The organism is Streptomyces lydicamycinicus (genome assembly GCF_000829715.2).
GTDB lineage: Bacteria > Actinomycetota > Actinomycetes > Streptomycetales > Streptomycetaceae > Streptomyces > Streptomyces lydicamycinicus.
The window spans coordinates 227,131-240,038 of sequence record NZ_BBNO01000002.1 but is presented as its reverse complement, the minus strand read 5'-3'; the positions used below and the strand labels follow the sequence as shown (position 1 = coordinate 240,038).

Annotated in this window: 13 protein-coding genes; 8 read left to right on the top strand and 5 right to left on the bottom strand. The window is 71.6% G+C overall.

The features are described 5' to 3' along the window. Positions 1-69: 69 nt before the first annotated feature. A complete protein-coding gene (locus TU31_RS06415; protein WP_042150569.1) occupies positions 70-534 on the top strand; it encodes a GatB/YqeY domain-containing protein in 465 nt (154 codons plus the stop codon). 94 nt (positions 535-628) lie between these two features. Here the strand turns inward: TU31_RS06415 and TU31_RS06410 are convergent, their stop codons facing one another. Beyond that, a complete protein-coding gene (locus TU31_RS06410; protein ID WP_042150568.1) occupies positions 629-2,818 on the bottom strand; it encodes a transglycosylase domain-containing protein in 2,190 nt (729 codons plus the stop codon). Between the two features lie 383 nt (positions 2,819-3,201). Between TU31_RS06410 and TU31_RS06405 the strand changes: the two genes are divergently transcribed. Continuing rightward, positions 3,202-3,543, top strand: coding sequence for a WhiB family transcriptional regulator (locus tag TU31_RS06405; RefSeq protein ID WP_042150566.1), 342 nt, complete (start codon positions 3,202-3,204; stop codon positions 3,541-3,543). A 247-nt stretch (positions 3,544-3,790) separates the two neighbouring features. Here the strand turns inward: TU31_RS06405 and bagB are convergent, their stop codons facing one another. Both bagB and bagA read right to left on the bottom strand, forming a co-directional pair. Continuing rightward, on the bottom strand, positions 3,791-5,167 hold the full coding sequence (gene bagB, locus TU31_RS06400) for an ATPase BagB (RefSeq protein WP_042150565.1): 1,377 nt from the start codon (positions 5,165-5,167) through the stop codon (positions 3,791-3,793). Then, the gene (bagA, locus tag TU31_RS06395; RefSeq protein WP_042150562.1) at positions 5,164-6,222 is read right to left on the bottom strand and encodes an ATPase BagA; all 1,059 of its coding nucleotides are present in this window, start codon (positions 6,220-6,222) and stop codon (positions 5,164-5,166) included. The genes bagB and bagA overlap by 4 nt, the downstream gene beginning before the upstream one ends. Positions 6,223-6,431: 209 nt before the next feature. Here bagA and sp36 point away from each other — a divergent pair, with 209 nt between their 5' ends. The 4 genes from sp36 to TU31_RS06380 all read left to right on the top strand — a co-directional run bounded on the left by sp36 (position 6,432) and on the right by TU31_RS06380 (position 9,000). After that, positions 6,432-6,593, top strand: coding sequence for a Sp36 family protein (gene sp36 / locus TU31_RS37855; RefSeq protein WP_003975360.1), 162 nt, complete (start codon positions 6,432-6,434; stop codon positions 6,591-6,593). Next, entirely contained in the window at positions 6,590-7,054 is a 465-nt protein-coding gene (locus TU31_RS06390) for a RidA family protein (protein ID WP_042150560.1), read from the top strand. Before sp36 ends, TU31_RS06390 begins: the two co-directional genes overlap by 4 nt. 123 nt (positions 7,055-7,177) lie before the next feature. Then, the gene (locus TU31_RS06385) at positions 7,178-8,167 is read left to right on the top strand and encodes an NUDIX hydrolase (protein WP_042150558.1); all 990 of its coding nucleotides are present in this window, start codon (positions 7,178-7,180) and stop codon (positions 8,165-8,167) included. Beyond that, positions 8,164-9,000 carry an MBL fold metallo-hydrolase gene (locus TU31_RS06380; RefSeq protein WP_042150556.1) on the top strand — a complete coding sequence of 279 codons (837 nt, stop codon included), beginning with the start codon at positions 8,164-8,166 and terminating at the stop codon, positions 8,998-9,000. The genes TU31_RS06385 and TU31_RS06380 overlap by 4 nt, the downstream gene beginning before the upstream one ends. 56 nt (positions 9,001-9,056) lie before the next feature. Here TU31_RS06380 and TU31_RS06375 read toward each other — a convergent pair whose 3' ends face one another. Both TU31_RS06375 and TU31_RS06370 read right to left on the bottom strand, forming a co-directional pair. Then, the gene (locus tag TU31_RS06375; protein WP_042150554.1) at positions 9,057-9,866 is read right to left on the bottom strand and encodes a nucleotidyltransferase domain-containing protein; all 810 of its coding nucleotides are present in this window, start codon (positions 9,864-9,866) and stop codon (positions 9,057-9,059) included. Positions 9,867-9,999: 133 nt separating this feature from the next. Further along, positions 10,000-10,674 carry a Crp/Fnr family transcriptional regulator gene (locus tag TU31_RS06370; RefSeq protein WP_006604164.1) on the bottom strand — a complete coding sequence of 225 codons (675 nt, stop codon included), beginning with the start codon at positions 10,672-10,674 and terminating at the stop codon, positions 10,000-10,002. Between the two features lie 445 nt (positions 10,675-11,119). Here TU31_RS06370 and nth point away from each other — a divergent pair, with 445 nt between their 5' ends. Both nth and TU31_RS06360 read left to right on the top strand, forming a co-directional pair. After that, complete coding sequence (nth, locus tag TU31_RS06365; protein WP_042150553.1) at positions 11,120-12,130, top strand: endonuclease III; 1,011 nt, start codon at positions 11,120-11,122, stop codon at positions 12,128-12,130. A 53-nt stretch (positions 12,131-12,183) separates the two neighbouring features. After that, a complete protein-coding gene (locus TU31_RS06360; protein ID WP_042150551.1) occupies positions 12,184-12,903 on the top strand; it encodes an NUDIX hydrolase in 720 nt (239 codons plus the stop codon). The last annotated feature ends 5 nt before the right edge of the window (positions 12,904-12,908 follow it).

The following is a 12,908-nucleotide window of genomic DNA, read 5'->3' as shown; positions in this document are numbered from 1 at the left end:
GCGGCGGGCGTGGCGGGCCGGGAGGAAAAGGCTCGGCGGTTGTCGGTGGGGGGAGGCATACTCAACGGCATGACCACGCTCAAGTCCAAGCTTCAGGACGACCTCACCGTCGCGATCAAGGCGCGCGACGAGCTGCGCTCCTCCACCCTCCGTCTCACGCTGACCGCGATCCAGAAGGAGGAGGTCGCGGGCACCGAGGCGCGTGAGCTGTCCGACGGCGAGGTCGAGAAGATCATCGCGCGGGAGGCGAAGAAGCGCCGGGAGGCCGCGGACGCCTTCGAGCAGGGCGGCCGCGCCGAGCAGGCCGGCCGGGAGCGCGCCGAGGGCGAGGTGCTCGCGGACTATCTGCCCAAGCAGCTGACCGATGACGAGCTGGAGCAGCTGGTCGCGGCGGCCGTGGCGGAGGCCAAGGGGGCCGGTGCCGAGGGCCCGCGGGCGATGGGCGCCGTCATGAAGATCGTCAACCCTCAGGTGGCGGGCCGCGCCGAGGGTGGCCGGGTGGCCGCGGTGGTGAAGAAGCTGCTGGCCGGCTGAGCGGCCGGACCGAGTCCCGGAAAGACGGCTGAGGGGCGCCCCCGTGGTGGGGGGCGCCCCTCAGCCGTTGTCCTACGGGCCAATCGGCCGCCTGTCAGCCGCCGTTGCCGCCGCCCAGGATGTCGGGGAAGCCCGGAATGTGCCAGCCGCCGCCCGGTTTGTCGTCGCCGCCGTGGCCCCGGCCGGGCTTGTGCTTGCCGCGGCCCTTGTCGTCGCCCTGGGGCCGGTCCTTGGCGGGGTCGTCGATCGGGACGGTGGGCAGCTCGGGCGCGGGCCGGTCGGCGAGGGCGCCGCTCATCGCATCGCGCCAGATGGGGCCGGGGGTGTCGGCGCCGTAGACCTTGTCGTGGGGGACCCCGCCGATGCTGATGTCGTACATCTTCCGCTTGTGCATCGGGTCGCCGACCCAGACCGCACCGGCCGCGTTCGGGGTGTAGCCGACGAACCAGGCGGCGTAGCGGCTGTCGCTGGTGCCCGTCTTGCCGGCGCTGTCACGGCCCTGGAGACCGGCTTCCCTGCCGGTGCCGTCCTCGACGACGCCCTTGAGGAGGGTGTTGATCGTGTCGGCGGTCCTCTTGGACATCGCGCTGCGGCAGCTGGTCTGCGGGACCTTCAGCGCCCGGCCCCGGGCGTCGGTGATCGACTCGATGGCGACGGGGGAGCAGTACTCACCGCCGTTGGCGAACGCGGCGTACCCGGCCGCCATGGTCAGCGGCGACATCTCCTGCACGCCGAGCGTCATCGACGGGACCTGCTCCAACGGCTTGCCGTCCGCCCGCTCGATGCCCATCTTCTGGGCCATCTTCACCGCGGGGCAGATGCCCATATCGCTGATCAGCTCCACGAAGTAGGTGTTGACCGACTTCGCGGTCGCCTCCTTCATGGCGTACGGGCCGACCTCTTCCCTGTTCTCGTTCTGCGTCATGGCGCTGCCCTGCCACTCGCCGTCGCAGGTCTGTACCGGGCTCGGGTACGGCATCCGGTACGGCGAGGGGTACTCCTGCTCCGGGTTCGTCCCCTGCTCCAGCGCGGCCGCCGCGATCACCGGCTTGAAGGTCGACCCGGGCTGGTAGCCGGCGCCGCCGCCCATGTCGTGATCGACCGAGAGGTTGATCACGGTCTGGTTCTCGCGGAAGCCGTACGGGCGCGACTGGCCCATGCCGAGGATCTTGCCGGTGCCCGGCTCGACGATGGTGGCGGCACCGGCGACCGGGTCGTCCTCGTAGACATGGTCCTTCAGCGAGGCCTGGACCGACTTCTGGGACTGCGGATCGAGGGTGGTGCGGATGGTCATGCCGCCCTCGTTCCAGCGTTGCAGGCGGACCTTCCGGCTCTTGCCGAAGTGCTTGTCGTTGAGGAAGACCTTGCGGATGTAGTCGCAGAAGAAGCCGGCGCCGTCGGTGGCGGTGATGCAGCCGTTCTCGGGACGGCTGACCGCCAGCTTTATGGGCTTCTTGGCGGCCGCGTCGGCCTGCGCCTGGGTGACGTCCTTCAGATCGGCCATCCGCTGGAGGACGGTGTTGCGCCGCCGGGTGGCCTCCTGCGGGGCGTTGACCGGGTCGTAGCGGGTGGGCGACTGGACGATGCCGGCCAGCAGCGCCGACTCCTCCAGATTCAGGTCCTTGGCGTGCTTGCTGAAGTAGCGCTGGGCGGCCGCCTCGACGCCGTAGGCCTGCTGCCCGAAGAACGTGATGTTGAGGTAGTTCTGAAGGATCTTGCGCTTGCCCAGTTCCTTCTCGACCTGGATCGCGTACTTCAGCTCCCTGACCTTGCGGCCGAGGGTCTGCTGGGTGGCCTGCGCGACCTTGTCCGCGTCGTCGCCGGCCTCCTCGATGAAGACGTTCTTCACATACTGCTGGGTCAGCGTCGAGGCGCCCTGGGAGACGCCGCCCGACTGGGCGTTCTTGTTGACCGCCCGCAGGATGCCCTTCATGTCGATGGCGCCGTGCTCGTAGAAGCGCGCGTCCTCGATCGCGACGATCGCCTTCCGGATGTACGGCGACATGTCCTTGAGGCCGACGACCGTGCGGTCACGGGAGTAGACCTTGGCGATCTCGCCGCCCTTCGCGTCCAGGATCCTGGTCCGCTGGCTGAGCGGCGGTGTCTTGAGGTTTGCGGGGATGTCGTCGAAGCCCTCGACCGATCCCTTGGCGGTCAGACCGAGTGCCCCGGCCGCAGGGAGCGCAAGACCGGCGAGTACCGCTCCGGCCAGGACGCTGACACCGAGGAACTTGGCGGCCTGCTGCGTCTTGGACAGACCTCCGCCATCGCGCTTCTTAGGCATGAGGGCAGCCTACGTTCTCAATCCGCCGGACAGGGGCGCACGTGTTCGTTTAGCCTGTCCTCAGCTACCACAGCCGAACGGTTACGCCCGAGTTCGTCAAGCCCCTCTCCCCGCGGTACGCACCCCCACGTGACCGCAGGCGCCGAAGAAAACCCCGTGTCAGGCCGGTGAACTGTCCCGTCTTGCGCGCAAAGTGAGGTATGCCCTGCGGTCACTCCGTTGGGTGATCTGCCGCATACGCATAGTCCGTTCGGGCCATCCAAGATTGGGCCCGAAGGGGGTGTTGCGCCCTGCCTGCTTTCCGTAACGTCCTCAACTGGCAACGGTGAATATGCCGCTTGCCGCCGTGGGGGAGCCTCGATTCGGGAGAGGACGGCGCCAGCATGAGCTGGGTAACCGACTGGAGTGCACAGGCAGCCTGCCGCACTACCGATCCGGATGAACTGTTCGTTCAAGGGGCGGCGCAGAACCGCGCCAAGGCGGTGTGCACCGGGTGTCCGGTGCGCACGGAATGCCTGGCCGATGCCCTGGACAACCGGGTGGAGTTCGGCGTGTGGGGCGGGATGACCGAACGCGAGCGGAGGGCGCTGCTGCGTCGCCGCCCGACCGTGACGTCATGGCGCCGGCTGCTGGAGACAGCACGTACGGAATATGAGCACAGCACGGGCATCCTGCCGGTGGACTGTGAGGACGAGGCCTTCGACGAGTTCGCCGCGGTCGGATAGCGGCGGGTACCGGCTGAACGAAGTCGGCCGAGAAGGTTCGGTTGATGGCGCGGTCTGATCGGTCCGACAGACGCGACGCGCCGTCAGTCACGGTGCGCGGCACCGGAGTTGGAGGCATGGATGGGGGTGGGCGCGCTGATCCGGCGCGCCCGGTGAAGACGTGGTGCGGCGCCCGGGGGTGTGAGGTGCGGGCGCTTCTTCGGTGTGTGGAGGGCTCGGTGTGTGGAGCGCCGGGAGTGCGTACGGCTCAGTCGTCGGTGTCCGTGGGGTTCAGCGCCAGACGGTCGCCGATGGCACGCAGTCCCGCGAGGTCATGGACATCGCCGGGCAGCGCGGCGACCTCCGTCACCGGAACCTCGGGGTGCAGCGCGGTGAAGCGGTCCCGCGTGCGCCGTTCGCGCGCGAGGACCTGCATACGTTCGGCGTGCAGTCGAAGCAGCCCGGCGGCCAGTTGCGCCGCTGAGGCCGAGGTGGGTGTCGTGTGCTCCGCCGCGGCAGCGGGGGAGAGGCCGCCGGCGGTACGTGATCCAGCCTTCCCGCCGTCGAGATCCACAATGCCGTGGGCTTCAAGATTATTTTCTGTGCGGTCGGCGGCGGGACCGGCCGCGGTGCCCGGGTCCGCGTCGGCGTCCGCGGGCGGGTCCGCGTGGGTGTCCTCCGCCATGCGGTCCGTGAGGGCCTCCGCGGCGGCCAGTGCGCGCTCGGCGCTCAGTTGGGCGGCGCCGCTGCCGTGCACACGGTTCAGCACCAGGCCGGCCAGCGGCATCTGCTCGGCGGCCAGCCGCTCGACGAAGTACGCCGCCTCGCGCAGGGCGTCCCGCTCCGGCGCGGCCACCACGAGAAACGCCGTACCGGGCGCCTGAAGCAGCCGGTAGGTGGCGTCCGCGCGGGTGCGGAAGCCGCCGAACATGGTGTCCATCGCGGCCACGAACGTCTGCACATCGCGCAGCAGTTGACCGCCCATGAGCTTGCTGAGGGTCCCGGTCATCATCGACATGCCGACGTTGAGGAACTTCATGCCAGCCCGGCCGCCGACCTTCGCCGGTGCCATCAGCACCCGGATGAACTTGCCGTCCAGGAAGGAGCCCAGGCGCTTGGGCGCGTCCAGGAAGTCCAGTGCGGAGCGGCTCGGCGGGGTGTCGACGATGATCAGGTCCCACTCGTCGTTCGCGCGGAGCTGGCCCAGCTTCTCCATGGCCATGTACTCCTGCGTGCCCGCGAAACCGGCTGACAGGGACTGGTAGAAGGGGTTCTCCAGGATCGCGCGCGCCCGGTCGGCGTCCGCATGGCCCTCGACGATCTCGTCGAAGGTGCGCTTCATGTCCAGCATCATCGCGTGCAGTTCGCCGCCCGCGGACTCGTCGACGCCCTTGACCTGACGCGGGACGTTGTCGAGCTCGGAGATGCCCATGGACTGCGCAAGCCGCCGGGCCGGGTCAATGGTGAGCACCACGACCTTGCGGCCGCGCTCAGCGGCGCGCACCCCCAGCGCCGCGGCGGTCGTGGTCTTGCCGACGCCGCCCGAACCGCAGCACACCACGATGCGGGTGTGCGGGTCGTCGAGCAGCGTATCGACCTCGAGCCGCGGGGCCGAGGCGTCCAGCGTCGTGTTGTCCGAGGTCATATGGGCCCCTGTTTCCGCAGGTCTCTCGCCAGGTGGTAGAGCCCGGCGAGGTCCACTCCCTCGGGGAGCAGCTCCAACTCGTAGGTGGGCAGGCCGAGGGCGGTCAGCTCGGCGTGCTCGGCGCGCTCCAGCTCGACCCGCTCGGCGTGTTCGCGGGCCTGCTCCAGCAAGGGGTCGATCAGCCGTTCCGCCAGCCCGCCGCGGCGGGCGCCGCCCAGACCGGCCTGGGAGAGCGCCTTGGCGACGCCGCCACGGGCGTCCCGGGCGGCGATGTCGAGATCGCCGTTGTCCAGCAGCGCCGGGCGGGTCATGTTGATGACGATGCCGCCCACCGGGATGCCGGCGGCGCGGAGCTCCTCGACCCCGTCGGCGGTCTCCTGGACGGGCATCTCCTCCAGGAGCGTCACCAGATGCACCGCGGTCTCGGGCGACTTGAGGACCCGCATCACGGCCTGCGCCTGATTGTGGATCGGGCCGATCTTCGCCAGCCCGGCCACCTCGTCATTGACGTTCAGAAAGCGGGTGATGCGGCCGGTCGGCGGGGCGTCCATCACGACCGCGTCGTAGACGAACTTGCCGTTCTTGTCCTTGCGGCGGACCGCCTCGCACGCCTTGCCGGTCAGCAGGACGTCCCGCAGGCCCGGTGCGATGGTCGTGGCGAAGTCGATCGCGCCGAGCTTCTTCAGCGCCCGGCCCGCGCTGCCCAGCTTGTAGAACATCTGGAGGTAGTCCAGAAGGGCGCGTTCGGCGTCGATGGCGAGGGCGTGGACCTCGCCGCCCGCCCGTCTCCCGCCACCGCCGCGCGCGGGATCCCCGGCGGACGGCGCGCCGGACGCACCCCATGGGGCGGCACCTTCCGATGCCGGACCCACAGCGATCTTGCGTTCCTCGTAAGGAAGCGCTTCGGTCTCGAACAACTGGGCAATGCCCTGCCGGCCCTCGACCTCGACCAGGAGGGTACGGCGACCCTCGGTGGCCAGGGCGAGGGCGAGGGCAGCGGCGACCGTGGTCTTGCCGGTGCCGCCCTTGCCGCTGACGACATGGAGCCTGCTCACGCCAAGGAGCCTAACCAGTCCGCGTCCCGGCTACGCACGGGATACACCTGGGAAGCCCCGGATATCTGCCCGCGAGCCGTCCGGGACGGCTCAGGGATGATCCGTAGGGGCCCGGCGTCCCGGCTCGCTGAACGCCGTCCGGAGCGGGTGTGGGCGGGCCGCGGCGGACGGGGTCCGGCGCGGCCCTGGACAGGCATTACGCTCGGCCCATGACCAAGTGGGAATACGCGACCGTGCCGCTCCTCGTGCACGCGACGAAGCAGATTCTGGACACCTGGGGCGAGGACGGCTGGGAGCTGGTCCAGGTCGTTCCGGGCCCGAACAACCCCGAGCAGTTGGTGGCCTACCTGAAGCGGGAGAAGCAGGCATGAGCGCGGTGGAGGACAAGATCGCGGCGCTCGGGCTGAAGCTGCCCCAGGTCGTGCCGCCGCTGGCCGCCTACCAGCCCGCGGTGCGCTCCGGCGCCTATGTGTACACCTCCGGCCAGTTGCCGATGGTGGACGGCGCGCTGCCGGCCACCGGCAAGGTCGGCGCCGAGGTCGGCGCGGAGCAGGCCAAGGAACTCGCCGCGACCTGCGCCCTCAACGCGCTGGCCGCCGTGAAGTCCGTCATCGGCGACCTCGACAAGATCCAGCGGGTCGTCAAGGTCGTCGGCTTCGTGGCCTCCGCGCCGGACTTCGCCGGCCAGCCGGGCGTCCTCAACGGCGCCAGTGAGCTGCTGGGCGAGATCCTCGGCGACAAGGGCGTGCACGCCCGGTCCGCGGTCGGCGTGGCGGTGCTGCCGCTCGACGCGCCGGTCGAGGTCGAGATCCAGGTCGAGATCGCCGAATAGGGACGCGCAGGGACGCCGCCCTCGTGGTGGCGTGCCCTGTGCCGGAGGGCCCCGCGTCAGCAGGGGCCCTCCGGCGCGAAAGTGGCCCTCGAACATCCGCGCGCGAGCGCATAGCATCCGGCCATGTCGTCCACGACCAATGGCCAGTGGTACCCGCCGGAGTGGCCGGACCGTATCCGGGCGCTCGCGAACGGCGAGCTGACCCCTGCCGAGCCCCGGCGGGCCGCGACCGTCCTGCTGCTGCGGGACTCCGCCTCCGGCGGCCCCGCCGTCCACATGCTGCGCCGACGCACCTCCATGGCCTTCGCCGGAGGCGCGTACGCCTATCCGGGCGGCTCCGTCGATCCCCGTGACGAGCGGCCGGTGGCCTGGGCCGGTCCGTCCCGCGCCCAGTGGGCGGTCCGTATGGGCGTCGATCCGGCCACCGCGCAGGCCATCGTCTGCGCGGCGGTCCGCGAGACGTTCGAGGAGGCCGGTGTGCTGCTCGCCGGCGCCTCGGCCGACACGGTCGTCGCGGACACCACGGGCGAGGACTGGGAGGCCGACCGCGCCGCCCTGGTCGCCCATGAGCTGTCCTTCGCCGACTTCCTGGGCCGCCGCGGCCTGGTGCTGCGCTCCGACCTGCTGGGCGCCTGGGCCCGCTGGATCACCCCGGAGTTCGAACCACGGCGCTACGACACCTGGTTCTTCGTCGCCGCGCTGCCCGAGGGCCAGCGCACCCTCCCCCAGGAGACGCCGGCCGGCTCCGGTCCAGAGGGGGCCCGCCTCGCCACCACGGAGGCGGACCTCGCGGTGTGGATCCGGCCCGAGGAGGCGGCCGCCGGCTACGACCGCGGTGAGCTGCTGATGATGCCGCCGACCATCGCGACCCTGCGCGGGCTCCAGCCGTACGCCTCCGCCGCGGACGCGCTGGCCGCCGCGGAGGCCCAGGACCTGACGCCCGTACTGGCCAGGGCCCGTCTCGTGGGCGGCGAGATCGAGCTGAGCTGGCCGGGGCACGACGAGTTCACCAAGCACATCACACGGACGGACGCCGGAACCGGTGCCCCCGGGGGCGACGCGCCCGACGGGCCCGCGGACGGCACCGGCCCCTCGGGAGGGACCCCCGCATGACCGACGCAGCCGCCCTCCCCGGACAGCCCCGCGGCGGAGTGATCTCGGGGCCCGCGACCGCGCGCGCCCATTGCGTCCTGGCGCCGAACCCGTCGCCGATGACGCTGGACGGCACCAACACCTGGATCGTCGCCGAGCCGGACTCCGACCTGGCCGTCGTCATCGACCCCGGGCCGCTCGACGAGAGCCACCTGCGCGCCGTTATCGACACCGCCGAGCGGGCCGGCAAGCGCATCGCGCTGACGCTGCTGACGCACGGTCACCCGGACCACTCCGACGGCGCCGTCCGCTTCGCCGAGCTGACCGGTTCCTCCGTACGGGCGCTGGATCCGGCGCTGCGCCTGGGGGACGAGGGGCTCGAAGCGGGCGATGTCATCACCACCGGGGGCCTGGAACTACGGGTGGTACCCACCCCGGGCCACACCGCGGACTCGCTCTCCTTCCATCTCCCGGCCGACCGCGCGGTGCTCACCGGCGACACGATCCTGGGGCGCGGCACCACTGTGGTCGCGCACCCCGACGGACGGTTGGGCGACTACCTGGACTCGCTGCGCCGGCTGCGCTCCCTCACGGTCGACGACGGGGTGGCGACGGTCCTGCCGGGCCACGGGCCGGTGCTGAACGACGCGCAGGGGATGGTGGAGTTCTATCTGGCGCACCGGGCGCACCGGCTCGCCCAGGTGGAGACCGCGGTCGAGGCCGGCCACCGGACGCCCGGTGAGGTCGTGGCGAGCGTGTACGCCGACGTCGACCGCTCCCTGTGGCCGGCCGCCGAGCTGTCGGTGCGGGCGCAGCTGGAGTACCTGGGCGAGCACGGGCTGATCGAGGACTGACGCGGACGGACGGCCGCCGGGCGGCTCCAGGTCGCCGAGAGGCCCCGTCAGCGCTCCTACGGGCGGGGAGCCTTCGCCCCGTGGACGGCCAGATACTCGTCGGCCAGCCAGGGGGCGAGGCCGAACAGCAGCTCGTCCAGCAGCTCCGGGTACGCGGCGGGCGTCCGGGCGGCGCGCGCCGCGGCGCCCATCTGCTCGGCGTACGCCGGGTAATAGCGGCCGAACACTTCGGCGGACTCGGTGAGGTCGCTGGTCCAGTCGCCCCAGCGCGGCATGACCAGGGTGAATCCGGTACGGACGAGTCGGCGCGCCACGCCCCGGGTGAGCCGGCTGCGCTCGGCTTCCGTGGTGGCCGCCGCGGCCTGCGCGCGCAGACCGGGCAGGCCGCGGAAGAGGTCGCCGTTGGTCTCGCGGGCGAGGAGCGAGGTGGGGCGGTAGCGGGGCAGCCGAGCGGCGAGATCGGGGCCGCTGAGCGGCGTGCACAGGCAGGCCACGAACCACCCCAGGTCGTACCGCTCCGGCCCGCTCAGCACGCGGTCCACGCCGAACAGCAGGATCCCGACGCCGTTGACCTGGGGGAAGGCCGCGTCCAGGCGGTCCTCCACGGAGCGTGCGGCGGCCCGGTCGGCCTCGGTGGGCGTGTCCCGCAGGGCGAGCAGCACATCGAGGTCGGAGACGCCGGGGACGGCGGTGCCCCGGGGGACGCTGCCGTAGAGGTAGCTGCTGTGCAGCCCGGCGGGGACGAAGCGGTCGCCGAGCCGGGCTTCCAGCTCCGCCACCACGGGCGCGAACGGCGCGGACACCCGGTCCAGGGCTCCCTCCCGTAGGAAGCAGCCGTCCCGGTCCAGTCCCTTGTGGTGGGTCATGGCGTCACTCTGGCGGGGCCTGCGGTGCTCCGGCGAGCCCATTACGGGCCGCGGGGGCCGGCCGGCGGTCCGGCGGCGCCCATGACGAAGGGCCCCGCCGGAGCGGGGCCCTTCCAGGCTGTCTGCGGGCGGCTCAGCGCGAGCGCTTGGCCAGCCGCTCGACGTCCAGCAGGATCACGGCGCGCGCCTCCAGGCGCAGCCAGCCGCGGCCCGCGAAGTCCGCGAGCGCCTTGTTGACCGTCTCGCGGGAGGCGCCGACCAGTTGGGCCAGCTCTTCCTGCGTCAGGTCGTGGACGACGTGGATGCCTTCCTCGGACTGCACGCCGAAGCGGCGCGACAGGTCGAGCAGGGCGCGTGCCACGCGGCCCGGTACGTCCGAGAAGACCAGGTCGGACATCTGGTCGTTGGTCTTGCGCAGCCGGCGGGCGACCGCCCGCAGCAGGGCCGTGGCCACCTCGGGGCGGGCGTTCAGCCAGGGCTGAAGGTCGCCGTGCCCCAGGCCGAGGAGCTTGACCTCGGTGAGGGCGGAAGCCGTGGCCGTACGGGGGCCGGGGTCGAAGAGCGAGAGCTCACCGATCAGCTCTCCGGGACCGAGGACGGCGAGCATGTTCTCCCGTCCGTCGGGGGAAGTGCGGTGCAGCTTCACCTTGCCCTCGGTGACCACGTAGAGGCGGTCGCCGGGGTCCCCTTCGTGGAACAGGGCGTCGCCGCGGGCGAGCGTGACCTCTCCCATAGAGGCGCGCAGCTCGGCCGCCTGCTCGTCATCGAGCGCCGCGAAGAGCGGTGCGCGCCGCAGAACGTCGTCCACGAGATCTCTCCTTGTCGACATGCTCCGGGGGACTGTGGTCCCCATCATGCCGGAATGCAAAACAGTGCGATCAATCACAAGTTTGCCGGACCGGTGCCCCGAGCCATAAGGCAGGGGGCCGATTGGGGTCAGGAATCACAGCGATCAAGCCGGATGTCAGTGGCTGGCCTTAGTCTGGCCGAGTGTCCAATACGCCGGTGAGAGCAGAGGACTGGGGGGCCGGAAGAGTGAGCGCAAGGCGGGATTCCGCTGTGGGCGAACAGTCGTCCGGCCGCGCATCGGATTCGGATAAAAGTAACAAATCCCTCTCCGGGGTGGCACCCCACCGGAAGCCGCCCGTCCGGAAATTCGGCGCGTCGCGACCGTCGGCGCAGGATACGACCGTGCAGACCGCCGCGAGGAAGACTCCGGCAGGCAAGACCTCGGCAGGGAAGAAGGCCGCCCCGTGAACGCAACCCCCGAGAAGCCGGCGGCCAAGAAGGCCGTCGCGAAGAAGGCCGCCGCCAAGCGGACCGGCGCGGCCGTCGAGCAGGCCCCCGCCAAGAAGACGGCCGCCGGAAAGACCACCCCGGCCAAGCGGGCGACGGCGAAGAAGACGACGGCCAAGAAGACGACGGCGCAGAAGGCCGCCAAGACGGCCGCCGGGAAGGCGCCCGCCAAGACGGCGCCCGCACGCAAGCCCGAGTCCCGGGTCGCCATGGTGCGGCGGGCCCGCCGGATCAACCGCGAGCTGGCCGAGCTGTATCCGTACGCCCACCCCGAGCTGGACTTCACCAACCCCTTCGAGCTGCTGGTCGCGACGGTCCTGTCCGCGCAGACCACCGACCTGAGGGTCAACCAGACCACCCCGCACCTCTTCGCGGTCTGCCCGACGCCCGAGGACATGGCCGCGATGCCCCCGGAGAAGCTGGAGGAGCTGATCCGGCCGACCGGCTTCTTCCGGGCCAAGACGAAGTCGCTGCTCGGCCTGTCGGCGGCGCTCCGCGACCGCTTCGGCGGGGAGGTCCCGGGCCGCCTGGAGGATCTCGTCACCCTCCCCGGGGTCGGCCGCAAGACCGCCAATGTGGTGCTGGGCAACGCCTTCGGCGTCCCGGGCATCACCGTCGACACCCACTTCGGCCGGCTGGCCCGCCGCTTCGGCTGGACCACCGCGGAGGACGCCGAGAAGGTCGAGGCGGATGTCGCCGCGATCTTCCCCAAGAGCGAGTGGACGATGCTCTCGCACCGGGTCGTCTTCCACGGCCGCCGCGTCTGCCACTCCCGCAAGCCCGCCTGCGGAGCCTGCGCCATCGCCCCGCTCTGCCCCGCGTACGGCGAGGGCGAGACGGACCCGGAGAAGGCCAGGAAGCTGCTGAAGTACGAGCTGGGCGGCCAGCCGGGGCAGCGCCTGAAGCCACCGGCCGACTATCCGGGGCGGCCCGCGCCGCCGATGACGCCCCCGGTGGCCGCTTCCTGACGACCGCCGCCCAGAGGTGACCGACGATCGATGCCAGGCCTGAGGGGGCGCGGATGCGGAGTGCACGGGAGCAGCAGTACGACAAGGAGGACGCCGGGGAGGCGTCCGGCCGGGGGGCGGTCACGGCCGAGGGCCTGCCCGAGTGGCTGGACCCGGTGGCCCGGGTGGCCGCCACCATCGAGCCGCCCCAGCTCAGCCGCTTTCTGCCGCCCGAGAGCGGTGGCCGGCAGTCCGCGGTACTGATCCTCTTCGGCCACGGCCCCCGGGGCCCCGAGCTGCTCCTGATGGAGCGCGCCGGCACCCTGCGCTCACACGCCGGCCAGCCTTCCTTCCCCGGTGGCGCCCTCGACCCGGAGGACGGCGATCCGGAGGGTTCTGGTCCGGTCCGGGCCGCCTTGCGGGAGGCCGAGGAGGAGACCGGGCTCGATCCCTCCGGTGTGCAGGTCTTCGCCGTGCTGCCGCGGCTCTACATCCCCGTCAGCGGCTTCGTGGTGACGCCCGTCCTCGGGTGGTGGCGCCGGCCCAGCCCGGTCGGCGCGGTCGACCAGGCGGAGACCGCCCGGGTGTTCACGGTTCCCGTGGCGGATCTCACGAACCCGGCCCACCGCGTGACAACGCGCCATCCCAGCGGCCACATCGGGCCTGCTTTCCTTGTCGAGAACGCCCTGGTCTGGGGGTTTACGGCCGGAGTCATCGACCGGATCCTGCACTACGCGGGCTGGGAGATTCCGTGGGACCGTGACAAGGCCGTCCCGCTCGACTGGCGCTCGTGAGACGG

Coding starts and splice junctions, on each gene's coding strand:
- TU31_RS06385 (WP_042150558.1), top strand. CDS start 7,178: ATGTCGTCCACGACCAATGGCCAGTGGTACCCGCCGGAGTGGCCGGAC.
- TU31_RS06405 (WP_042150566.1), top strand. CDS start 3,202: ATGAGCTGGGTAACCGACTGGAGTGCACAGGCAGCCTGCCGCACTACC.
- TU31_RS06415 (WP_042150569.1), top strand. CDS start 70: ATGACCACGCTCAAGTCCAAGCTTCAGGACGACCTCACCGTCGCGATC.
- TU31_RS06360 (WP_042150551.1), top strand. CDS start 12,184: ATGCGGAGTGCACGGGAGCAGCAGTACGACAAGGAGGACGCCGGGGAG.
- bagB (WP_042150565.1), bottom strand. CDS start 5,167: ATGACCTCGGACAACACGACGCTGGACGCCTCGGCCCCGCGGCTCGAG.
- TU31_RS06380 (WP_042150556.1), top strand. CDS start 8,164: ATGACCGACGCAGCCGCCCTCCCCGGACAGCCCCGCGGCGGAGTGATC.
- TU31_RS06375 (WP_042150554.1), bottom strand. CDS start 9,866: ATGACCCACCACAAGGGACTGGACCGGGACGGCTGCTTCCTACGGGAG.
- sp36 (WP_003975360.1), top strand. CDS start 6,432: ATGACCAAGTGGGAATACGCGACCGTGCCGCTCCTCGTGCACGCGACG.
- TU31_RS06410 (WP_042150568.1), bottom strand. CDS start 2,818: ATGCCTAAGAAGCGCGATGGCGGAGGTCTGTCCAAGACGCAGCAGGCC.
- TU31_RS06390 (WP_042150560.1), top strand. CDS start 6,590: ATGAGCGCGGTGGAGGACAAGATCGCGGCGCTCGGGCTGAAGCTGCCC.